Annotated in this window: 18 protein-coding genes; all 18 read right to left on the reverse strand. The window is 40.6% G+C overall.

Annotated features, from left to right (window positions below; genetic code table 11):
- Positions 1–160: 160 nt before the first annotated feature.
- A complete protein-coding gene (locus tag CU633_RS12450) occupies positions 161–1,522 on the reverse strand; it encodes an amidase (protein WP_101660912.1) in 1,362 nt (453 codons plus the stop codon).
- Positions 1,523–1,591: 69 nt separating this feature from the next.
- On the reverse strand, positions 1,592–3,187 hold the full coding sequence (locus tag CU633_RS12455) for a M28 family peptidase (protein WP_257958703.1): 1,596 nt from the start codon (positions 3,185–3,187) through the stop codon (positions 1,592–1,594).
- Positions 3,188–3,523: 336 nt separating this feature from the next.
- Entirely contained in the window at positions 3,524–5,578 is a 2,055-nt protein-coding gene (locus tag CU633_RS12460; protein ID WP_101660914.1) for a sigma-54 interaction domain-containing protein, read from the reverse strand.
- A gap of 123 nt (positions 5,579–5,701) precedes the next feature.
- Entirely contained in the window at positions 5,702–6,808 is a 1,107-nt protein-coding gene (locus tag CU633_RS12465) for a zinc-binding dehydrogenase (protein ID WP_101660915.1), read from the reverse strand.
- A gap of 40 nt (positions 6,809–6,848) precedes the next feature.
- The gene (locus CU633_RS12470; RefSeq protein WP_101660916.1) at positions 6,849–8,210 is read right to left on the reverse strand and encodes an amidase; all 1,362 of its coding nucleotides are present in this window, start codon (positions 8,208–8,210) and stop codon (positions 6,849–6,851) included.
- Positions 8,211–8,293: 83 nt separating this feature from the next.
- The gene (locus CU633_RS12475; protein WP_101660917.1) at positions 8,294–9,745 is read right to left on the reverse strand and encodes a sodium:solute symporter family protein; all 1,452 of its coding nucleotides are present in this window, start codon (positions 9,743–9,745) and stop codon (positions 8,294–8,296) included.
- Positions 9,746–9,934: 189 nt separating this feature from the next.
- A complete protein-coding gene (locus CU633_RS12480) occupies positions 9,935–11,185 on the reverse strand; it encodes a M20 family metallopeptidase (protein WP_101660918.1) in 1,251 nt (416 codons plus the stop codon).
- Positions 11,186–11,369: 184 nt separating this feature from the next.
- A complete protein-coding gene (locus CU633_RS12485; RefSeq protein ID WP_180954954.1) occupies positions 11,370–12,797 on the reverse strand; it encodes a sodium/proline symporter in 1,428 nt (475 codons plus the stop codon).
- A gap of 108 nt (positions 12,798–12,905) precedes the next feature.
- Entirely contained in the window at positions 12,906–13,589 is a 684-nt protein-coding gene (locus tag CU633_RS12490) for a hypothetical protein (protein WP_101660920.1), read from the reverse strand.
- A gap of 118 nt (positions 13,590–13,707) precedes the next feature.
- Positions 13,708–14,916 carry an MFS transporter gene (locus tag CU633_RS12495; RefSeq protein ID WP_101660921.1) on the reverse strand — a complete coding sequence of 403 codons (1,209 nt, stop codon included), beginning with the start codon at positions 14,914–14,916 and terminating at the stop codon, positions 13,708–13,710.
- Positions 14,917–14,920: 4 nt separating this feature from the next.
- The gene (locus tag CU633_RS12500) at positions 14,921–16,006 is read right to left on the reverse strand and encodes a mandelate racemase/muconate lactonizing enzyme family protein (protein ID WP_101660922.1); all 1,086 of its coding nucleotides are present in this window, start codon (positions 16,004–16,006) and stop codon (positions 14,921–14,923) included.
- A 120-nt stretch (positions 16,007–16,126) separates the two neighbouring features.
- Positions 16,127–16,909 (reverse strand): aspartate/glutamate racemase family protein, encoded by a 783-nt coding sequence (locus CU633_RS12505; protein WP_101660923.1) that lies wholly within the window; start codon positions 16,907–16,909, stop codon positions 16,127–16,129.
- A 245-nt stretch (positions 16,910–17,154) separates the two neighbouring features.
- Complete coding sequence (locus CU633_RS12510) at positions 17,155–18,516, reverse strand: M20/M25/M40 family metallo-hydrolase (protein WP_257958704.1); 1,362 nt, start codon at positions 18,514–18,516, stop codon at positions 17,155–17,157.
- Positions 18,517–18,586: 70 nt separating this feature from the next.
- Positions 18,587–19,627, reverse strand: coding sequence for a ketopantoate reductase family protein (locus CU633_RS12515; RefSeq protein WP_101660925.1), 1,041 nt, complete (start codon positions 19,625–19,627; stop codon positions 18,587–18,589).
- A gap of 62 nt (positions 19,628–19,689) precedes the next feature.
- Positions 19,690–21,432, reverse strand: a complete 1,743-nt coding sequence (locus tag CU633_RS12520; protein ID WP_101660980.1) for a M28 family metallopeptidase — start codon at positions 21,430–21,432, stop codon at positions 19,690–19,692.
- 23 nt (positions 21,433–21,455) lie between these two features.
- Positions 21,456–22,592 carry a M20 family metallopeptidase gene (locus CU633_RS12525; protein ID WP_101660926.1) on the reverse strand — a complete coding sequence of 379 codons (1,137 nt, stop codon included), beginning with the start codon at positions 22,590–22,592 and terminating at the stop codon, positions 21,456–21,458.
- A complete protein-coding gene (locus CU633_RS12530; protein ID WP_101660927.1) occupies positions 22,589–23,422 on the reverse strand; it encodes an SDR family NAD(P)-dependent oxidoreductase in 834 nt (277 codons plus the stop codon). Before CU633_RS12530 ends, CU633_RS12525 begins: the two co-directional genes overlap by 4 nt.
- Positions 23,423–23,531: 109 nt before the next feature.
- Positions 23,532–24,020, reverse strand: a complete 489-nt coding sequence (locus tag CU633_RS12535) for an Lrp/AsnC family transcriptional regulator (RefSeq protein WP_101660928.1) — start codon at positions 24,018–24,020, stop codon at positions 23,532–23,534.
- Between the last annotated feature and the right edge of the window lie 13 nt (positions 24,021–24,033).

Consider the following 24,033-nt stretch of genomic DNA (forward strand, 5'->3'; position numbering starts at 1 on the left):
TTCAACTATTCTGACTAAAGGAATCTTTACACAGCTTGATCTTACCTGCCGAAAAAAAATTATAAATCACAAACTTATTCTGTTCTGGTACATGTCATTTTTCATGGCAATATCCTTTTTATCACCTCCTCAACTATTGATTCCCATGGGCGCAAAAGTATTATAGTGGTGGCCGTTTGTAGCCTCCGGTGGCTATTTGAAAAGCGTCGGCAACTCGATAAATACTCGCTTCATCAAAATAGCGCCCAACTAATTGAAGCCCAACAGGAAGATTCTCGGATGGTGTTAGGCCAGCTGATACTGTTAATGCCGGGTTTCCGGATACATTAAAGGGAATCGTTCTTTGTGTGAAATCATATGTAGTATCATCAAATGAAGGATCGCGGTAGGTTGCTGGGCAAGGAGCAGTAGGGCAAACTAAAATATCAAAACTGTCGAATATCGTATTCATCTTCTCGGCAAATAGCCTTTTCTTTTCCAGCGCTTCTAAGTAACTGACTGCCTTAACGTCAAAGCCGCCCTTTAGGTTTTGAAGGGTTCCTTCTGCAAAATCCGCTGCCCTGTCTGGGTACCACTTCTTCAGGTAAGATGCGCCTTCAGACAGAAGAATCGGAAAGGCAATTTCAGCGATTTTATCAATTCCCGGAATGGTAACATCAGATACTTTCGCCCCTAAATCAGAAAGCTGGTTGACTGCAGAATCTACTAATTTACTGACTTCCTGGTGAGTGAACAAATCGGTTAATGTACGTATGACCCCGATTTTCATCCCTTCAATTGAGCCATTAAAAATGGAATCATAGCTTACCGGATTGGAAGAAATACTTTCTAATACAATGGCATTGTCTCGGACCGTTCTCGTTATGGGACCAATATGATCCAACGAATGTGAAAGGTGGAATAAGCCGTTCCGTGAGACTCGATCGTAGGTAGGCTTTAATCCGACTACACCGCAAAATGCCGACGGCAGACGGATCGATCCGCCAGTATCAGTGCCAATCGATGCAAAGCCGATCCCTGCGGCTACAGATGCTGCTGAGCCTGTACTGGAGCCCCCTGAGGTTCTGTTTAAGTCCCAAGGATTATTGCATTGTCCATAATCCGGATGAACGAAGCCATAGGCAAATTCAAGCATATTCGTTTTGCCAAATATGATAGCGCCAGCTTCTTTAAATTTCTTATAGAGGTAAGAATCCTCTTGCGGTACATAGTCTTTAAGGATGCGTGAACCGAGTGTTGTTTTGATTCCTTTGGTCATGAAAATATCCTTGATCGACACAGGAACTCCATATAGCTTCCCTGCTGTTTCACCTTTAATAAAAGTCTTCTCAGCCTCCTTCGCCTGCTGCAAAGCCTCTTCAGCCATTACAGTTATAAAGGCATTTAATTTGGGCTCCAATTCATTCAAGCGATCCAAAGTCGCTTCTGTAACCTCTATAGGAGAAACCTCTTTATTTCGATATAACGCGCCGATTTCTTCTATTGATTTAAATAATAGATCTTCCCCACTTTTAACGGCCATAATGTTCCTCCTTAATTTTCTTAATTGAGGAGTGTTAGCAGAATTCTAACACTCCAATCCGTTTTCTGTTTAAATCAGTAATTCTCGCGCTTGCTGCAATGCCCATATAACGCGATTTTGACCACGTCTTAAATGCGTTTTTAGAACCTTGTATTCATGTGAACCTGCTTCAACATGATTGAAGTTTACTGCTGGTGCAATGTCTGGAAGAGCAGGAACATTTAATGCTGGATCATGCCAGAACTTCCCCTTTTTTGAAAAATTGATCGGAACTAAAATTCTTGCCAGTTTTTCAATTACCTCATTTGTAGCTTTCACTCTTGGTTCGGATACATCTAATTCCTTTAGACCTTCTGCTTTTTCATAGAATGATAGTAAGTCTTCACGAAGGGCTACAACTTCCTGTAACGCAGGAGAGAAATCAAAATGGGAGCCGGCTGCATCTTGATAAGATTGAATAGTTTTGTTAAACTCTTCTGCCGTATGAACAAAATTAAATGGATGAATTGGAGTATTTACAGCACGCAAAACACCTGTAATATACACTTTAATGTCTTTTACTAAAACATCTAAATCAGCTACATGCATTAAATCTTCTTCTGTATGCCATTCGATGTTTGCTCCACACCCTCCAACCGGATAGTAACCCTTTTCTTTTAAGATATCCTCAGGAATACTTGATGAAAGCATAAAGAATGAAGTAATACCAATATTATTAAATGAATAATCGCCTGCGCGAAGAGGTCTCGTGCCCTTTGAAGGAAGACCTACTGCATCTTTGACTACATCGGTACAGAAGTCATCAACCTCACTCATCCACATCATATACTCATAAGAGGTTGCCCATCGGCATCCTGGAGAGTCGCAATTGACTTGCGCGATACAATTTTTTTCTAAATCTAATCCAAATTGATCCACAAACCACGTTGAACCTGCATACCTGCCTGTTGAATGTCCGGGCCAAACAGCAATTCGGACACTTCTTTTTAACTTGTCGCGGTGCTTATAGAAGATCCGTGCCATTTCCAGTAATGCAGCGTTACCAGTGGCATTATCACCGATTCCTTCGTGCCAGGAATCTATATGTCCGTGTAAAAGAACGTATTTTTCAGGTTCTTCCGTACCTTCAATGAAAATATCGATGACCGGACAAGTAAACCAGCCCTTTTCCAGGAAAGTCTTAAATTCAACTGTAACTGTTTCATTTTCACTTAATGTTTTAAGCTCATCTCCATCTGGTTTATTGATTGCCAGGACTGGAATTTTCGGTTCGTTATTCATATTATCAAGATCAGGTGCACCCCAAATGGTCGTACAAATTCCCTCGTGAATATTCTTGCCCGGGCTGATAAAAATCATTGCATTTACTCCCTTTTCTGCAAATTCCTGCACTTTTCCTGGCATAGGGTATCCTTCAGTGAGAACAATTTTCCCTTCGAGATCCCCAACATTGTCTTCTACTTTCGTGCCAAAAATATCATTAATTCCTTTGGCATAGCCTGTAGAGATATAAACAAGTTCTCCGCTAACGGCTTCATTACCAGTAATCACAGAAAATGCTGGCGTTTTGACCCGAAATTCTTTTTCAAATGGGGCAGTTACTTTTAAATAAGCACTTTTGGGGACGCTAAGATATAATTCAGGCTGATGTAGTTTATGCGGCACCCCCCATTTTTCTAAATGATCTGTAAGGAATCCGGCCGCAATTTTCTCATCCTCACTGCCAGATTCCCGAACCAATGTGATAAATTTGTCAAGGACGGCTTTTGGCACCTCGGTACTAATCTCTTCAATTAAGCTTTTTTCGACGGCATGATTTAATGCTGTTGTCATATAAATAATTCCCCTTCCTAAAAAAATGTTTTATACAATTATCCATGCAAGAAGTATGCCAATTCTAAATATTAAAAAAACCTTACAAATAAAATTCCAATGTTCAATTATCTTAAAATTAGGGTTTAATAGGCTGGAAAAGGCTGCCCTTTTAGGACAGCCCTCAACCTATACTTGTAACAATTTTTCATTTTGTTTTATTTTCTGTTGGATAACGTGTAGTGCAGTCATGCCCAATGGGGAAATTCTGCTTCCCTGCCCTTTTGTCCCGGATTGAATTAGTCCTAAATCCCGTAAGGTTTCCATCCTTCTCCGAACCTGTTGATCACTTAAGTGCAGCCCTTTTTCCATTGAGTACGAAACTATTTTCCCTCTTCCAATACTCCTCCGTTCAGTTTTCGCTTCAAGCAAACAGGAAAGAACCGTGTGATAATCTAACAGATCTCCTTCATTCGCTAACTGTGACAATAGCTCATCAGAATCAGCAGGCTGGTCGTCCCTATAAAATTGTTCGGGCAAATCATGAATGGTTACCAGATTGTTCTCCATTACCGTTGTCATATATTGGACTACACTGGCTAACTCCCTTACATTTCCAGGCCAATCATAGTCCAGTAACTTTTCCATCACTTCATTAGAGATTACGGGGACAGTTGAGCAAAACTCTTTGATAAAATGGGTTAGTAATTCAGGTATATCCTCTCTTCTATCTCTAAGTGAAGGGATGCGCAGTGGCAGCACAAACAACCGGTAATAAAGATCTTCACGAAAGCTTCCTTGTTCAACTAGCTTCTTTAAATCCTTATTGGTCGCTGCTATAACCCTTACGCTGACAGGAATGATACTTCTCCCCCCGACTCTCATAACCTGCTTTTCTTGTAAAATTCGCAAGAGCAACGTCTGAAGGTTTTTTGAGGCATCTCCGATTTCATCAAGGAAGATCGTACCGTTATGTGCTAATTCAAAAAGTCCCTGTTTCCCGCCCTTTACTGCTCCAGTGAAAGTACCTTCTTCGTAACCAAATAATTCGCTCTCAGCTAAGGATTCTGGCAACCCGGCAAAATTGACAGGAATAAAAGGACCGTTATGACGTGAGGACAGCTGATGAACAGAATGAGCGAATAATTCTTTTCCTGTGCCGTTTTCGCCTAAAATTAAGACTGTTTTATCTGTTTTTGCTATCTTATTCATCACTTGCAATATCTCTTTAATTCTCGGACTTTTTCCGATAATATCATCAATAGAGTATTTTGATGAAAAGCCCTTCTTTTGTATCTTTTTTCTAATTTCCTGTTCCAGCTGCTGTATTCTGGTAACATCTTGAAAGGCGGTCACTTCGCCCATATGATTTTGTTTTACTTCAATTAAACTCTTGTTAATTATCAATTTGCGTTCGTTAAATGAAATGACATGGTTTTTAGTTGAAAGGTATTCATCCGTGCAGGAATCCACTGTAAGCTTGGGAAGAATTTTAGACAGGTTTTTGCCGAGAATCTCGTGTTCAGGTATTTGAATACCTAATATTCTTTTGGCGGACTTATTAATTTTGATAATGTTTTTTTCTGCGTCAGTAGCGAGAATACCATCATGGACCGTATTTAAAATAGCATCCAACTGATGATTTAAGCTGCTGACTTCATTAAAGGAATGAGCAAGTTGTCTACTTAAAGAAATGATTTCCTGTATGTATCTTGCTGATTGTATATTTGCTCTATCGATATTGATGTTTAATTTAAGCGACATTTCAATTAGGGTAGAAAAGTCTAATGGACGCAAGCCGATATTGATAATGTTTTTAATTCCTTTTGGAACCATCTCCACAGCCTCAGGTATGATCGCTGTATCTACTTTTTGATAATTTTTCATTCCAGGATAATAAGGGAAAAACTTAAATTTAAAACCGAAGTTTTCCAGCAACTCGATTGTTTCCGCTGCTGTCTCTGCAAGATTATTGACAACAAGACATTCTTGCCCTTCAGGAAGCGAAATGAGTTGCTCCAGTTTGGCGATATTTACCGTTCTTCTTGCTATTAACACTTTTTCTGAGGGGTATTTTGGTTGGAGGAATTCTTTATTTGATAACAGGATTAAATCCACATCATCATAATTTTTACACTCCTCACCCGATAAAATAGTTACTTTGCCTTGAAAAAAATCTGATATTTGGTCGTGAAAGACACGATAAGTTCGAGAATCCTTGGTTACTGCCAGTATTTCAGGCAACCTAATCCCCCCTAAAACCTTTTAATGGGTATTGTAAGGATGTTTAATAATTTAGTCAATATAGAAAATTCCAAAAATAAAAACAACCCTTCAAAAAAGGCTGCTTGTAAGAGAAATCAAAATTTAATTTACCTTGATTACGATCTTCCCAAAATGCTGTCTTTCTTCCAGTTCCAGCTGCGCTTTACCAATTTCCTCTAAAGGATAAACTTTATGAATAGAAGGTTGGAGTTTGCCTTTCCAAACGAGTTCAGTAACTTGCAAGAAATCTTCCCAATTTCCCATCGGCGCCCCTAATATTTGACGGTGGCGCTGATAAATTTCTCTTATGCTTAGATCCGGTGAATCACCTGCCGTTGCTCCTGATAGCACCAATTTACCTCCCATTTCTAAACACCGCAAACTGTGACGAATGGTTGGCGCTCCAACCGCGTCAAAAACTGCAGAAACTCCTTCCCCATTCGTCCATTTCATAACTTCGGTTTTCCAATCCCCGTTCGAACTAAAAACTGCGGCTGCTCCTTTTTCTCGTACTTTTCTCCGTTTCTCTTCTGTACTGGCTATCCCAATTACTCTTGCACCTGCAACAGCGGCAATTTCCACTTGTGCAGAACCAAGTCCTCCAGAAGCACCAACAACCAAAACTGTGTCTGAAGGTTTTACCCGGGCAACTGTCATAACCCCTCTCCACGCAGTGGTATAAACAACTGGAACCGTTGCCGCAGTTTCGGAAGAAATATGATCTGGAATAGGAACAATATTTCTTGCCGGAGCAACTACATATTCTGCTAACCCTCCCCAAAAATGTTCGCCAAGTATTTGATAATCAGGACACATGCTCGGTTCTCCACGCCTGCACCATCGGCATTCATTACAGCCAACAGCCGGATTGATGATGGCTCTTTCCCCTTCTTTTATCAGGTTTTTTTGTCCCGGCAACCGCGGACCATAATAAGCGACCGTTCCTGCTATATCTACTCCTGAGATGTGCGGCAAAGTAATTTCTGGTACACCAGGGCCTTTTAAGCCTTTTCTTGCAAAAATATCCAAGTGATTCAAGGCTGTAGCCTCCACCTTTAGCAAAACTTCACCAGGTCCAGGGATTGGAGTCTGGATATTTTCAATCTTTAAGACTTTCGGTCCGCCATGCTCCCGAATCACTACGGCTTTCATTGTTTCAGGAACGTTACTCTGCTCACTTTCGTCAGGAATTGTGCTATTTTTTATCAAGAATGTCCCTCCTCCCTATTTATTTCCTCAAGATTTTAAGTTATAGCGGAGGAATCTTATAACCGCCTGTTGCTTTCTCGAAAGCATCCGCCACACGATAAACCATTGCTTCATCATGGTAACGCCCAATGATCTGAAATCCGATCGGCAAGTTTTCTGAAGAAGTATTGCCTGATGATATAGTTAAGGCAGGGTGCCCGGTCACATTAAACGGTATGGTTCTTTGTGAGACATCTATATTTCCATCTTCAAAGGACGGATCTTTCTCAGTAGCTGGATATGGGACTGTCGGACAAACAAGAATGTCAACCTGTTTTAACACTTCATGGACGGTTTGGCTAAACTGCTTTTTTCTTTCAAGAGCTTCCAGATAGCTGACTGCCGTCACTTTATATCCTTCGTGTAAGTTTGCAAATGTACCCGGGGCATAATCTTCTCCCCTCGTTTCATACCATTTTTTTTGGTACGTTGATGCTTCTGCCATTATAATTGGGAGAGCAGATGCTTCGATCTTTTCAATTCCGGGAATTTCAACATCCAGAATCTGTCCTCCCAGTTCTTTGAGTCTATTAATAGCAGAAAGTGTTAATTCAAGAATTTCAGAATTGGCAATCGTATCGGTTAGTGACCGAATAACTCCCACTTTCACTCCCTGGATTTCTCCCGAAAACACAGAATCAAAGTCAAATTGAAGCGCAGAGATTTGTTCCAGAACAATAGCATTATCACGAACCGTTCGTGTTAACGGTCCAATATGATCCAGTGAATTGGATAACGGAAACAAGCCTTGTCTTGAGACTGTTTCATAGGTTGGCTTAAGCCCTACAATTCCGCAAAAAGAAGCAGGAACACGGATAGATCCACCTGTATCCGTTCCAATCGAAGCAAAGCCAATCCCGGCCGCTACAGAAGCACCCGATCCGGTACTTGATCCCCCAGCGGTCCGGTTTACGTTCCAAGGATTGTTACACTGTCCATAATCGGGGTGTATAGAACCATATGCAAATTCCAGCATATGATTCTTTCCAATAATGATAGCTCCGGAGTCCTGCAAGGCTCTATACACAAATGCATCTTCATTCGGAACATAGTTTTTCATGATTCGTGAACCGAGCGAGGTACGAATTCCCTTCGTCATAAAAATGTCTTTAACTGAAACCGGGATACCGGATAATCTACCTACTTTTTCTCCCTTTATAAAAGCTGTTTCCGCTTCTTTCGCCTTTGCTAAAGCTTGATCCGAAAGGACTGTAATAAAAGCATTAAGTTTTGGTTCCAATTCGTGTAAACGTTTCAATGTGCTCCCTGTAACTTCAACTGGAGACACTTCTTTTTTTCTATATAATTGGCCCACTTCATTGATCGATTTAAATAGTAATTGTTCCATTTCTTTTGTTGCCAATACAGGATTCCTCCTTTTTTGGAACCCAGTTATGCTAACTGGCTTCGGCGATTTACATTCTATTATTCTTCAGAATCAATGTTTTACCCTGCAATGGTTTCTTCAGGGTCAGCTGTTTGCATATCTTTAAAAAAAGGCTTTAAAGCTTGGTCCGAAACTGGCTTTGTTAACAAACTGACTATCACCATCCCCACAAGACTGGCCGGTACACTTATATAAACCGGGTCCAAGCCAAAGGGATTCCCTAAGTATAACCAAATGGAGGCACTTCCAATGCCGCCAACCATTGATGTAATGGCTCCGGCTGTAGTGGCGCGTTTCCAATATAGCCCTAACAAAATCGCAACGGCAAACGAGGAACCAATTAGTGCAGCTGCATTGATCCATATTTGCTGAATTAACGGTACCGGATTTAATGCAAATGGTATCGGCAATATTCCCATGATCAAAACCACAATTCTCGTAATCTTTAATTGCTGTTTTTCACTTAAATCTTTTTTCATTACATTTTTGATAATGTCATGGGAGATCCCGCTTCCGAGCATGAGTAATACTGCACTAACTGTTGATTGAATAGCCGCAAGAATCGCTGCCAAAAGCAACCCGCCCAATATTGGAGGCAGCAAATCCGTTGCAATAGTTGAGCTTGCTAGGTCAGGGGAAGCCAGATCCGGATAAATCACTCTTGCACTGACTCCAATCATCGTCACCGCTACCGCTACAATAGCCTGGAATATAAAGGAAACTCCCACTGCACGGCGGATTGTTTTATTATCTTTTATGGAATAAAAGCGAATTGCGATGATCGGATATCCGATCATCATAATAAAGAATGAAAGTCCGACAGCAGTCAAGGCACCTGAAGGCATGCCATTTGCTACAAGATTAGGGTCGATTGCAGATAAAGCTTCATTTAACCTGCTAAAGCCGCCTGCCTCAGTAACTGCAAAAGGTACTGCAATGGCAAAACCGATTGCAAATACAAGCATTTGAAGGACATCCGTGTAGGCGATGGCAAATAATCCTCCCATTACCGTGTAAGCAATAAATACTGCGGCAATAATTAATACCCCCGCAGTTGTGGGTACATCAAACACAACGTTCAATAAATATGACCCGCCCACTAGTTCTGCAACAATAGTCAACCCAAAACAAACGATTAAGATCAAAACAGAGATTACTCGGATGACATTACTCTGATAACGAGTTCCTAATAAGTCCGGAATCGTTAACGCCTTATTGGAATTAAAAAATGCTTTCATTTTTGGTGCAATAAAGATGGCCATTACCACCCAGGAGGCCCAAATTGCCAGCCATATCCAGGCAAAGTTGTAACCAACCTGATAATGAAACCCAACCGTACCGATAGCTGTTCCCGCACTCATTTGTGTCGCGGCCAGCGTCATGCCGCCAACCCAAACACCCAGCTTGCCACCTGCTGCTAAATAGTCCGTTTCATTTTGAATTCGCGACTTCATAAAATACCCAATGGCAATGACGACAACCATATATGTTATTAGAACTGCAATAACCATTATTCGTTGTCCTCCTTTTTATTGAGGATTTCAGTTACCCCAAAATAAGCAATAATGAAAAAAACCATTGTCACCCAAATCAGCCAATTCGATACTGCCAATCCATAAAACGAACTCATTTACCCAACCTCCATTTTTTATATATTCTGAAAAATAAATATATAATTAGTTATTATCTCTATTTCTCTTCTATTTTGTTATGGTTTGTTTTTCTACGGTTCCACAGAAGTTTCTGGCAAGAACCGATAAAATTTTTGTTGTTTGAATTAAATCCTTAATATCCATAAACTCATCAAAGCTATGGAGATTATTATCATTTGTGCCCGGGCCAAAATTAATCCCCGGTACTCCTTGTTGGATAAACCAACGAGTATCAGATTGGCCTAGCATTCCAACTACAGGGAGAGTTTTTCCTGCCACCTCTTTAATCGCTGTCTGCAACTCTTCGATTAGGGGAGAATTCTCCTCAGTCACGGTTGGATCCGTTTGAAAATCTGGTACTCTCTCAATTTCAATCTTCATATCCGAATCTTCCAGCTGAAGGTTTTTAATCATGGTGTCGACTGAATTATAAATTTCATCCAGAGTGTGCTCAGGAATGACGCGGAAGTCCACTTCAATTTCACATGAACCCGGCACCACATTGACTTTGGTTCCGCCTTTAATTACTCCGACATTAACCGTGGTATATTTCATTCCGTCGATCTTTGACGGCTCCTTCTCTAACTGCTTTTGCAGTTCTGCCAATCCTTGAATTACCTTCGCCATTTTTTCAACCGCGTTAGTTCCCTTCCATTTAAAAGCAGCATGGGCAGGAACTCCTGTAGATCTGATTCTTAGCTGAAGAACCCCAGCCATGGCACGAACAATATGATTGCTGTAGCCTTCAACAACCACCATGTCACCCATTACCAATTGATGATTTGTAACATAACCTGCCCCCAACACCCCGCCAGTTTCTTCATCACAGGTGGCCGCAATGATAATATCTCCATTAAGAGGAATACCGGATTTCTTTAAAGCAACAGCTGCCATAACATAAGAGGCCAGCCTACCTTTTGAATCAGTAGCTCCTCTTCCATATACCTTGCCATTTGCAATCGCGCCCGAAAATGGAGGATAAGTCCAATGTTTAGAATCACCAACAGGTACAGTATCAATATGAGAGTTAAAGATTAAGTTTCTCCCACCCCCTTCCCCTTTCATTACTGCAATTACATTTTTTCTCGGTGTCTTCAGATTGGCATTCCGAGTCTGGTCTTCAGGAACATGAACGACCCGGACTTCAAAGCCCAATGAATCTAGTTCTTTTTCGAGAAAATTACAGATTTCCTCGTAGTTGCCTGGTGGATTTTCACTGGGTATCTGGATTAGTTTTTGTAAAAACGCAACAATCTCGTTACTCATTGAATCAACAACTTTTTCAATTGTATCTGCCATGCTGTGCCACCCCTTTCAACGTGTTATTATGCAAGTTTTATGCCATTATTTTAATGTAGTAAAATTTGCATATTTATCTATTTTTATTATAGTTTTAGGTTGAATTAGGGTGTAAAAAACAGAACCTACTTTATAGCTTGTATATATAAACAAAAAGAGGAAACAAATTTCTTCAATCCTGCTACTAATTGACATCGTCAAAGAACGGTTGCAGCGACTCCTTGGGGACAGGTTTTGTAAACAGACTGACGACAATAAATAATACAAAACTCACTATAACTCCCGGTATTACCTCATTTAGCCCAAGCGGTTTGCCTGCTAGATACCAAATCAATGCGGTAGAGAAACCGCCTATCATCGAAACGATGGCACCTGCTCCCGTTCCTCTTTTCCAGTTGAGGCCAAGAATTACTGTTGCAAAGAAGAAACTGGCTGTTAAGGAGGCCTGGAGAACTACGATAAATTGGACAATATCGAGCTGTCTTAATGCAAGGAAAATTGGAATAATCCCAAGAACCAATACTGCAATTCTGTTTACATTCATTTTTTCACGTTCACTGGCATTCGGCTTTATCATGTTTGCATAGAAATCATGAGAAAACGCCGACGCAGAAACCATCATGACCCCAGAAACAGTACTCATGATTGCTGATAGGATCGCCAGTATAATTAGTGATCCCACAACTGGCGGAAGGATGTTAATCGCCATAATCGTTGATGCAATGTCAGGCGTTGGCATATAAGGATACAGTGACCGGATTGCCATACCAGCTGCTGCAACTGAAATTCCCACGACAGCCTGAAAGATAAATGAATAGCCAATGGCCAATTTAACTGTTTTCCGATCCCTTAAGGTATACATTCTTGCTAATTCATACGGGGCGGCAGCCATTGAAAATCCAAAAGCTGCACCAAAACCAAGTAATTCCTTAAATCCAAAATGCCAGCTTATCATATTAGGACTGAATTCAGATAAGAAACTCCCTACAAACTCGGTTCCACCAGCTTGATGGAAAAGCAGGGGAAGAGCAGCAAAGAAACATCCAGCCATAATAATGGCTTGAACGAAGTCACTATATGCCGTTGCTCTCATTCCCCCTATCATCGTATAAAGCAATGTGATCCCAACAGTAATGATGGCTCCCCATATAAACGGGATCCCGAACAGTGTCTGAAAAATATTTCCCCCTGCTTGATACTGTGCTGTTAAGTAAACTGTATAAGCAACTAATATCAACAAGGCCGATATTCCACGGGCCGCTTTACTATTAAATCTCGTTCCCACATAATCAGGAACCGTCAATCCTTTAAACGCTTGAAACTTTGGTCCAACCAGAGTTGCAGCAACCAACCACCCTAACCAAAGGCCGCTCCAAATCCACAGAAAGCTACCACCTGTTAAATAATGCACTCCTAAAGTTCCTACAAAAGTACCTGCACTCATTTGGGTTGCAGCAAAAGCAGCTCCGCCAACTAAAGGCCCTATCGATCTTCCCGCTACAAGGAAATCTTCTGTTCCTTTGTTCTTTGTACCTGACCATATTCCAATCCCAAGAATAACAGCAAAATATAATACCAAGACAACATAAAACGTTGTGCTGACTTCAAACATTTCCATTTCCCTCCTTTGGTCTACTTTTCACTTTTTACCGCCCAAATGAAATACCCTGCAATCCAAACAATTGTATATAGAACAAATAAGCTAAAGGGAGTGCCCAGATTAAACATTTACTATTTCACCTGCCTTACTTTTTCTTTCACTGATTATCCAAGCAATAATAATCCCCAAGATAACAGCTAATCCGAAAATCGTATAAAAATTTGAGATTGTAAAAAATCCTGCAGGTGAAGAACCTGTCTGCAGACCTGCGAAGCTTGGAATGTTCATCATATGCTCTTCGACTGTCCCCGAATCTCCAGAATCGATAATCGGAAATGACTCGTGAAGATATGTGCCCTCCGGAAGCTCGACTTGCAACGAAACTACATTTCCATTTCCATCTGAATTTACTGCGGGTACGAGAAAAGGGATTTTCTCAGTCTCAAGATCTGAGACTTCATAAGAGAGTGTATAAGTAAAATCTCCTTGGACACCTTCTGGAAGGGAGACAATAAATTTATCCACCGAGCCTCCTTCACTTGCTTCATAAGTAAGCTTCTGATTATTCGCATTAACATCTAAATTTTCAAGCTGCACACCGCTAATTTTTGTTGCAACATGTTCCAATGCTGCCTTAGGAATCGCTTCTGCATTTGCTATTGTAATCTCTTCGGTTACCATTACTCTATCTCCGTAGGAAATATTTAAATTAGCAGTTTTTAAAATAGGGGATGCTTCTGCGGCTGATACTGGCGCTATTGAAAAAAGCATAATCATAAAAAGAAGCACTAAAAATTTTTGCAACTTCATTCTCTCCTTCTTAATAAAAATTTTTCCAATTAAACAGGTATTGGATTTCAACCACCTTCTAAAAATCTTTTATTTATATTTTTGAAAAATCAAAAAACTTGTTAGAAAAAAATTATATTTGAACTTCTTTTCGCTGAGCCTTACTATTATTTGCTTCGTGATTTTCTAGTTCTCCCAGTGTGAATAAAATCCGAATTATAAAGGATGCTAAGCAAGCCATCCAAATAATATGAAAGGTCCCAAACTGATCGTAAAGCAATCCAAATATATATCCTGAGAGGGCTGAAGCTATTTGCCCTACCGTGTTCATGATACTAATAACTGATCCAGCTAAGTTTATGTGGACGATTTCTGTTGCCAAAGCCAGCATCGGTGCCATTGACCAGGAAATCCCTGTTCCTATAATAACAGCGACCAGATAAATCAGATAATCATTCAAGATATAGAGCCACAAAGCACTTGCAGCCATTAGGCAGCTGCCAATCATCAATGTGGATTTTCTTTGCCCTAAGAAATCGGAAATCTTTCCGGATAGCGGTGCAGCTATAATTTGAGCGATCATCATGATGGCCATAACCAAACCAGTTTCTCTCTTCGTATATCCCATAGCAGCTTCCATGTAGGTCGGCATCCAAGCAAGAAATCCATAAAGGCCAAATAATCCGAAAAAAGCAATTCCCAACAGACGTACGATTTTCTTATTCTTAAATAAATCAAAAAAACCACTAGGTCGGATCCTTTTATTCTCGTCTTCATTCGTGTTACTCTCGCCTTCGGGTATCTTCAAAAACAGCAGCAATACCGGCAATAACAGCAGGGACAAGAGCAGAAACAATAGATTCCATTCCACAAAGGATGAAAGAATTGGAAAAATGGTTAATGTTAAAAGCATTCCCATTCCTGCAGCTCCTTCTAAAATCCCGATACTGACACCGCGTTTCTCTTTAGGAGTAAAAGTAGAGATCAGCTTTATTCCCGGCGAGAATAGCATTGCGGATGAAGCTCCCATGATAAACCTTAGGATTAGTGCCAGGTAGAGTGAATCCGTTAAAGAAAATATAATTGAAGAAACCATCATTGTAGTTAGACCAATCAATATTAACCATCTCGGTGAATAACGGTCTGCCAATGTACCAGCTGGAATTTGAAAAGCAGCATACCCCAATAAAAAAGAAGAAACTAATCCCCCGACCTCTGCAAAACCTGCATTGTACATATCCTTAAGATCAACCAGAAAAGGCACAACTTCCATACGATGAGAAAAGGCCAGAAAGTGAATAAAACTGACAAAACCAACAATAAGCCACTGTAAACGTGTCACAATCCTACCCCTCTGTTAACTCTTCAAAGATATCTTCAATTCCAAACCCAATACTGTCCGGGATGTCCATATCACCTTTAACTTGAATTTTTCCAAATGGATCATCTTTTAAATAGTAAGGCCCCACTATTTCATGCGAATGGGTTCCCGGTAAAATTGTGGAAAGATGAAGACTAGCTTGTGTACCAAGAAGCGTATCCCAAGGACTGATTAAAACACATTGCAGGCCAATGGCTTCTGAAAATTGAGCAATTTGAATGGCTGGTGAAATCCCGCCACACTTAATTAATTTAATCCCAACAAGGTCGATCGCTTCTTTTTTAGCAAGCTGATATACGTCCTTTAGAGTATGGGCACTTTCGTCTGCCATGATTGGGATCGAAGAGGTGTTTCTAACTTGTCTTAATCCGTCCCTGTCCCAACCCGGTACAGGCTGTTCGACATAATCAATATCATATTGTTTTATCTCCTCTATTACGTTTACAGCTGTTTTCACATTATAGCCTTGATTCGCATCAACTCTTAAACGGACATTTCGACCAACAGCCTTTCGAATTTCAGAAATCGCGTCAATGTCTTTTCGGAAATCACTGCCGATTTTAATCTTTAGCGTATCAAACCCTAAATCAACCATTTCCTTTGCCAGCCTGGCCATATCGCATGGAGAATCATCACCTAAAACATAGGCAACTCGAACAGGAGCTTTCTTATCACCCCCTATTAACCTGTAAACAGGACTGTTTACGCTTTTTCCTTGAAGATCCCATAATGCCATATCAATAGCCGACTTAGCGCCAGTTGCATGCCCCAAAACTTGCTCCATAGTAATATGAATATCCCTTAACGAGTAAACCGGTTTCCCAATTATTGCAGGGACAAGGTTTTTCTCTACTAAAACCTTCATCGTTTCGGCTGTTTCCCCCGTAAAAAAAGGCAATTCAGATGCTTCTCCGAGTCCTGTTAACCCCGCCTCTGTCGTAATGCGGACGATTAAATGAGATTGATAAGGGGGTAATTCTCCATATGTTGTCCTAAAGCTGACATTTAGAGGGGTGTGGATAACTTTCGCCTCAATCTTGGCAATTCGCAATAAGCTCCTCTCCTTTTAAAAAATAATGCAAATATTTCGGCAAGTTCAAAATCCCTTTACTTCTGTGGGGATAGTGGATAAATAGTATTTAGGGTTAGAGAATGTCCTAATGCGGGTTCTCTACTTTACGATTTTGTCTTTCTTTACTAATAGTTCCTTTGAGGAATTTACTGTACGAGATGAAAGTTTGGGCGGAGTAAGGTAGGCAAGTTTAGAATGACATACACCGGCACCCACCATCGCCTCTGCCATTTTTAGCGAAATTTTCCCCGGGTTTATAACGGGTACTCCTAATTCTTTTGACATTTCTTCAGCCACATTTAGAAAACCCATGGACATACAACCTAATACCAGCGTATCTGCTCGATCTTCTATTATTGCTTTTTTTCCTTCTTCGACCAGTTTTTGGGTTGTTTTTGCACGATCATTTGCCAATTCCAAAACTGGCGTTTCAATGGCACGAACTGATGCAAGCTTTTTTCCCACTCCTGCTTTCTCCACTAAATGGTACAGGGGATTTACAATACTGTTCGTTACAGTTATTATGGAAAATCGATACCCGGACATCGCTGCAGCCAAAACACCGGCTTCACCTGGTCCAACTACCACCATTTTTTCAGTAACTTCCCTAATTGCATCCAGACCAGGATCCCCATAACACCCTAATATCGCTGCATCATACCCTTGCTCCTCCATTTCCAACATGAGGTTTACAGTACTTGGTATACTCAAATACTCCTCATATAACGATTCAATCGACGCAGGCCCCTCATCAACATCCACTATGTCGACCTGAGTTCCCGGGGCAGCATACGAGCGCAGGATTTCCAGTCTCCTCTCCATTTCTAAACGGCCTTGTTCATTTCTGCTAATTGGTCCTGGCAGCACATAAACAATTTTCAATTGTATCCCTCCTTTTTGTTTCAGTTATAAACATGCAAGTTTCGTGCCAGCATTAAATTTGGTGATGGTCGCCAACGCAGCAAACGAAGTACTTGTTCATCCATTTAACCTGCGGCCGAAAAGCCTTCATTTAGGGTTTGTTTGGGAGTATTTTGGTTGGAATGCAATTAGTGCAGGAAATAGTCCTATGATTAATTGCTAAACAACAAAAAGGGGGGATATCCCCCCTTTTTAATAAAAATTTATTAATTTGAATTCATTTCCTCTCCTAGATCCAGCAACACCTGGCAGGTGGCTTTTATCCCATTGAAAAAACATTCAACTTTCATGTTTTCGTTAGGGGAATGATTATTTTCATCTGCGTTTGCATAAGGGACCAAGATGGAAGGTAAACCTAAAATCTTCGTAAACACATAATCAGGAAAGGTCGCCCCTATAGCCGGCATGATGATCGGTTCTCTGCTATATGCCTTGTTGATTGCCTTTACAATCGTTTGAACTACTTTCAGCTCAACTGGAGTTCTGGATGGCTCGACTTTCCCTATGCATGTGACTTTTGCTCCTGGAGCATGCTTTTTAACATGGTTTGATATACTTTGATAGATATCTTCCGGGTTTTGATCCACAACCAGGCGAATATCCAACTTGACTCTCGCTTTACTGGGAATGATTGTTTTTGCTCCACCACCTGTATATCCGCTTGAAAAACCGCTAATGTTAAAGGTTGGTTCCAAAGAAAGCTTTCTATAATATTCTTCACCATCCATTTCCAAAGCGGGCAAACCAATCACGTGAGCCGCTTCTTTTGAATCAAAAGGGAGCTTTCTTAACAAATCGATTTCAAAGTCGGTCGGTGTTCGGACATTATCATAAAAACCATCAATGAGAACAGTACCATCCGATGAACGCATAGTATCCAGCAAATGAATCAACGTCCACGCCGGATTCGGAGAAATGCCTCCTTTATTCCCCGAATGATTGTCTCTTATCGCACCCTCTGCTTCGATTTCGACATATAACATCCCCCGGCACCCTAACATGACCATCGGAGTTCCATCAACATGCATTGGCCCATCTGAGGTGTAAACCACATCCGCTTTTAATAAATCCTTATTGTTTACAACGAAAGGGGCAAAATTCCGGCTTAAGCTTTCTTCTTCGCCGTCAAACACCATTTTTACGTTAACAGGCAATTCTCCATGTGTTTCTAACAAGCTTTTAACGGCTAGCACCTGTGCCATGAGCTGACCCTTATTATCCCCGGCACCCCTGGCATAGATTTTTCCATTTCTTATTTCCGGTTCAAAAGGCGGGCTAATCCATTCTTCAAAAGGCTCAGGTGGCTGGACGTCATAATGTCCGTAGATTAGTATGGTGAATTTATTTTTAGCAGAGATAACTTCCCCGTACACAATTGGATGTCCTTGCGTCTCCAAGACCTTAGTTGTGATTCCGGATGACTCCATTAGGTCGGTCAGCAGGTTAACACACTCAGTTATTCCTTTATTTTGAGCACTGATACTGGGCTGCCTTAACAATCGAAATAGATCATCAAGATATTCCTGTTTCTTCTTTTCTATTAAATTGTTAACTAGCTCGATATCCAAGCCCATCACCTCAATTTATATTTTTTAAAAGGGAGAAATGGATGTTCCGCCACTTCTCCCTTTTGCTGAATCAAACGTCCAATTTCTGTTGATGAAGGCTATGCAGCTGTGCAAGATTTTGAAGAGAGAGCTCCCGTTCTCCATTTTCTATTTCAATAATCATTGACAACAGAGCTTTTAGTAATATCATATTGAAACCTGCCTGTTCCCCCATTTCAATCACTGGGTTCAGGTGCTGGGGAACTTCTGTTTTTCTTTTTCTAACTGCTAAGTCCCGCCAAATTCCGGTTCGGGTTTTAGTATAAGAACGGAGGCGTTTGACCAGGACATATAAACTTTGATTGATTTTTTCCTCATCTCTCATACCCCTCGGATATACGATTGAAGGCTCCCAGTCATCAAACCCTTCAGGCTTAATTCCTTTATGGTGAGCAATCTGCAAAACTTCACTGGCAAGGTCCAATAACATATTTCGGTGGTAATCGGATTCTATTAGATCCGCAATTGTTTCATTAGTTAATGCAGTAGCTGTTAAAATCGCACCATAAGCGAGCTTGCTCCATAAGTAACCGAATATGTTATAAATAACCCTGGTGTTTCCCCAAACCGATAAGTCATGTGCAAGTTCTCTAACCCGGGCCGTATTTGTTCCGTCCAATTCACCAATATACACGCTGCCAATTCCGCCATAATTAATAATCCCTGGTTCCAGGTAGTCCGCGAATAAATTAACGAAACAGCCTATTGTCCGTTCTTTGCCAATAAGATTGGCAATCTCCAATTCACAAAGGCCGTTCTGAAAAGAAACAACATATGAATCATCATGTAATCGGTGTTTGAAGCTATTAACAGCATCAACAGTATGGTGTGCCTTTACACATAACAGTACTTTATCGATCGGTTCACTTTGTGTTTTAAATTCTTCATTTATAAAAACTTTTACCGGCACTGTAAATGAGTCCGATTGACCTTTAATACATAGCCCCTCTTTTCTCATTTTTAATACGTGCGCTTTATCTTTATCTACGAAGGTTACATGATGTCCGCCCTTGACTAAATAAGCACCAATAACTCCGCCAATTGCTCCTGCTCCGACAATCACGTAGTTCATTTCTGTCAATCCTTTCAGGTTGTATTTCCCAGTCATACAAAAAAGGATTTAGGTAATCTTTACTATTTGAGTTGTTCAACTGCATATTTCACGGTACGAATAGCTTCCAGAAATGAATAGTTTACCTTATTCAGATTGCGTCTCAATTCTGTTAGGACAAGATAGAATTCGTGGCTGCCCGCTTCTAACACTGCTAATTTTTCACATTCTGCGAGAACTGGAATAGGAGATTGTTTCAATGCGGCATCATGATGAAAGCGATCACCTTTCACATAGTTTAGGGTGACTAAAATTCTGGAAAGGATCACGATTGTGTTATTCACTAGGGAAATTTTCTCTTTAGAAAGTGGTAAATCTGTCAGACTTTGAAACTCAGTTATTTTTTCTTTTATTTCTGCTATACGCATAAATGTTACACTGAAATCTAAATGGCCATTTGTTTTTGTCTGGTAATCCCTAATAAATGATTCTAGTTCTTCAACGGCTGCCAATTGATTGATTGGAAGTATGTCACAAGAACATGCTTCATATACAATAGATAAATATATTTGACAATCACGGACAAGGTTTTCTGGTGAAATTTTATCAAGCGTATCTTCGGTCGTATGCCACCACCACCCAAATCCTCCGGCTTTCCCACCGCCAAATAACTGTGAAAAAGCTTTAGATGCAGGGTTATTTGATTTCGGCTGTTCTGATAATCCCATAAAAAGGGATGGGACGCCTGGCCCCCAGAAGGATTGATCCCCGGCTCTTCCAAAACGGGAACCTTCAAAATCGTCTCCTGCTAATTCTTTTATAAATCTTTTGGCAAGATCCTTAGTTTCGGCCATACAATTGGCCTCTGTTAGTATGGTTGCCCCTTGGCCGCCAACTGAATCAATATTGATATGAAGTACACAGTTTTCGTATAGATCTTCCCAATGCTCATCACAATAAAGGGCAGATCCGGCATAACGCCCATGTGAATGTCCAGACCAGAAGGCAAGCTTCAAAGAGCGGCGAAGCTTTTCTTTATTTTCAGCCAGAATCCTGGCAACTTCTATTATTGTTGCATCAGCCGTACCGTTATCCATAACCCCATAATGCCATGAATCAATATGTCCGCTAAACATTACATATTTCTCAGGTTCAATATTTCCTTCAATAACAGCTGTTAAAGTGGGGATTTCCCTCCACTTGGTATCAACCTGTGTTTTCATCCATCCTGAGCAACTACCTTTTTCAACAATCTCTTTAATTATCTTGCCGTCTTCAAAATTCACCGACACAACAGGAATTGAAGGTAATGCCTTTTGCGTAACAGGTGTTGGGTTGCCCCACACAGCAGAAACAATCATTTCATGAGTATATTCAGCATTTATGAAAATAACCGCTTTTGCACCGGCTTCCTGTGCTTGCAGTACTGCTCCGGGAATAGCAAGACCATCCAATAAAGCTATTTTTCCTTGTACCGGTGTATCTTCATAATTAGCCGACACCGCTTTACCTGCATAAACGACCTCCCCTTCTATACCTTGTTGCATAGTAGAAACAGCCATGGAATGGGTGATACAAGAAAAACATTGTCCATCAATTTTTAATTCCGCTTCTCCTGGCAGACTTATGTAAGCGTCATTTAAAGTTAGCTCCGTGTCTAAGCCGAATTCCTCCAGCTTGGCTTTCACATATTCGAAGGCACGATATTCTTCCTCGGTTCCGGATAACCGGATTTCTGAGGAAACATTTTTGGTATACTCCATTAACAAATCCTGATTCACTTCCTGAATTAATTGGTTGTGTGCAGACTCCAACTTCAGCTTCATTTTAATTTCCCCTTTCAATTTTTTCATAACTCCCTCAGTAACAACGCAAGCAATGCACTCCTTTTCGGCATTTCTGAAATAATCAGATGTTCATTTAGTGCATGTGCTCCATCTCCAACTGCACCTAAACCGTCAAGTGTTGGCGCAAATGGTGCAGTAAAGTTCCCGTCGCTTCCACCTCCTGTTTCCGTTTCTGGCAAATTAATACCAAGATGCTCCTGTGCTAACATTTTTGCTGTATTGTAGAGTTTAATTACCTCTTCAGTTCTTTCCAAAGGCGGACGATTCACTCCGCCAATAACTTGCACCTGTATGCCATCTAGTTTGGGGTCCAAATTTTTTATCAAAGGAATTAGCCGATCAAATTCATCCTGCGTTTTAACTCGCAAATCAATATCTGCTGCCGCCTCGGCGGCTACCACATTGACAGTAGTTCCGCCTGAGACTCTCCCCACATTTATCGTCGTTCCTTTCTTAATATCCTGCAATCGATATAAGTAAGAAACTTGCTTACTTAATTCATGGATGGCACTCAATCCCTTTTCTGGTTCCAATCCTGCGTGAGAAGCCCTTCCCTTTATCTGAAGCTTAAAAATCCCCACACCCTTTCTTGAAGTTTTTAAAGCACCTTCCTGTGATACCGCGGGTTCTAAGACAAGCACATACTTACTTTTTTTTGCTTCTTTCTCGATTAATTTCTGAGAAGAAGGGCTTCCCCACTCTTCATCAGAGGTGAACAAGAAAACAACCTTTTTGTTTAATGTTTCGTTCATCTCTTTAAGTGCATGAAGAGCGTACAATCCCTGTACTAAACCCCCTTTCATATCAAAAACTCCGGGGCCATATGCCCTATCTCCGACTATTTTAAAAGGGATTTTTTCATGTATATCCCCTTTTTGCCAAACTGTATCAAAATGTGCAAGAAGCAGTATTTGTTCTTCACCGCTTCCAAATTCCCCTTTGATATGATTGCCGTATTGCAGGTTGGGGATGATTGCTGCTTTCTCGCCGGTCAGTTCCTCAAATAAAGAGGCTATAAAAGAACCTAATTGATCATTTAATTGTTTATCCAATGTGGGTGACTCTTTTTCAACTATCTGTCGCAGAGTGTCCAGCATTTCTGCCCTTTTCCCATGTAAAAAATCTACGATGCCTGTCATAAAACTCCTCCTTTGTTAACAACTGCATTCTCTGTTTCTTTTAATGATTGAAAGACTCTTCCCGCCGAATACCCCCCATCTACTAAAAGAGATTGACCCGTTACATAGGTTGATTGATTGGAAGCCAGGAAAAGAACTCCTTTAGAGATTTCCTCAACTAAAGCTGTTCTGCTCATCGGGCAATATAACAGTTTTTCTTTATGCTCCTTAATCGCTTTCTCATCTGTAAGCGTTTGGAGCACTGTCTCTGTTTCTACTAATCCAGGACCTAGTGAATTGACTCTGATTCCGTATTCTGCCCATTCTAACGCCAATACCTGTGTAAGCATTTTAACAGCAGCTTTAGATGCACAGTAATGAGCCACACCCGGTCTAGCCACTTCACTGGCTGTGGAAGTAATATTCACGATTCTTCCACCACTTGTCTGCTCAATCATTTTCCTTGCCACGGTTTGGCATAAGAAGAATGTTCCTTTCAAATTGAGATCCATCACTGAATCCCATGCTTGTTCATCAATTTGAAATGCGGGATTGACCGGATAGATTCCTGCACAATTTATGAGAATATCAATCCTTTGGAAGCTCTTAATTGCTTGTTCAACGACCCTGTCCATAACCTCTATATTAGTAAGATCAGCCGAGACTGTAACTATATGGCTTTCAGGATAAGAATCAGCCAACTCTTTCTTTGTAAGTTCTAAATGTTCTTGTTTAATATCTACTAAAAGAACAGATGCGCCTTCCTTTAAAAAATCATGCGCAATTCCTTTACCGATTCCAGAGGCACTTCCAGTAATAATAGCTGCTTCCCCTTCCAAAGCACGATTCATTATTTTTCACTCCCTTTTTGATATTAGCCAATATTCCGTGTATGCTTTCGTACGTATTTTAAGACTATTTTATAATTTCAGAAAATTTTGAGGTAAAAAAAATTGGGTGTTAATTCCGAACCCCCCAATCGTAAGTTTGTTTATAAATGGCAAGAAGCAAGGAAGAATCCATGGAATCAATCCCATCGATTTTGCCCATCTCAGAGTTGATCACTCTATGAAGATCTTCATTTGAAGCTGTAATAACCTCCACATATAAATCATATACACCGGTTGCAGCAGCCACAAATCGAACCTCAGGAATCTCTACTAATTGTTTAATTACATGATCAATTTTTTGAAGTCGAACCTTTATCCCAAACATCGTTACAGTGGGATTCCCAGTTTTAAAAGGGTTTACGACACCTACAATTTTTAACAGGTTGTTTTCAATTAATCTTTGGACCCTGTTTCTTACCGTTCCTACTGTAATGTTCAACTCTTCTGCCATATCGGTATAAGATGTTCTGCCGTCTACCTGTAAACGTTCAATAATTTCAATATCGAGCTCATCTAAATGATGTTGGTTATCCTCTAGCTTTTCTGTTTTTTTAACCAAAATTACTCACCAC

The sequence above is a fragment of the Bacillus sp. V3-13 genome (assembly GCF_002860165.1).
Lineage (GTDB): Bacteria > Bacillota > Bacilli > Bacillales > Cytobacillaceae > Bacillus_BJ.

Excerpts from the sequence above, each read along its gene's own strand:
- CU633_RS12450 (WP_101660912.1), bottom strand. The coding sequence starts at position 1,522 with ATGGCCGTTAAAAGTGGGGAAGATCTATTATTTAAATCAATAGAAGAA.
- CU633_RS12485 (WP_180954954.1), bottom strand. The coding sequence starts at position 12,797 with ATGTTTGAAGTCAGCACAACGTTTTATGTTGTCTTGGTATTATATTTT.
- CU633_RS12475 (WP_101660917.1), bottom strand. The coding sequence starts at position 9,745 with ATGGTTATTGCAGTTCTAATAACATATATGGTTGTCGTCATTGCCATT.
- CU633_RS12520 (WP_101660980.1), bottom strand. The coding sequence starts at position 21,432 with ATGAAGCTGAAGTTGGAGTCTGCACACAACCAATTAATTCAGGAAGTG.
- CU633_RS12515 (WP_101660925.1), bottom strand. The coding sequence starts at position 19,627 with ATGAACTACGTGATTGTCGGAGCAGGAGCAATTGGCGGAGTTATTGGT.
- CU633_RS12480 (WP_101660918.1), bottom strand. The coding sequence starts at position 11,185 with ATGGCAGATACAATTGAAAAAGTTGTTGATTCAATGAGTAACGAGATT.
- CU633_RS12530 (WP_101660927.1), bottom strand. The coding sequence starts at position 23,422 with ATGAATCGTGCTTTGGAAGGGGAAGCAGCTATTATTACTGGAAGTGCC.
- CU633_RS12525 (WP_101660926.1), bottom strand. The coding sequence starts at position 22,592 with ATGACAGGCATCGTAGATTTTTTACATGGGAAAAGGGCAGAAATGCTG.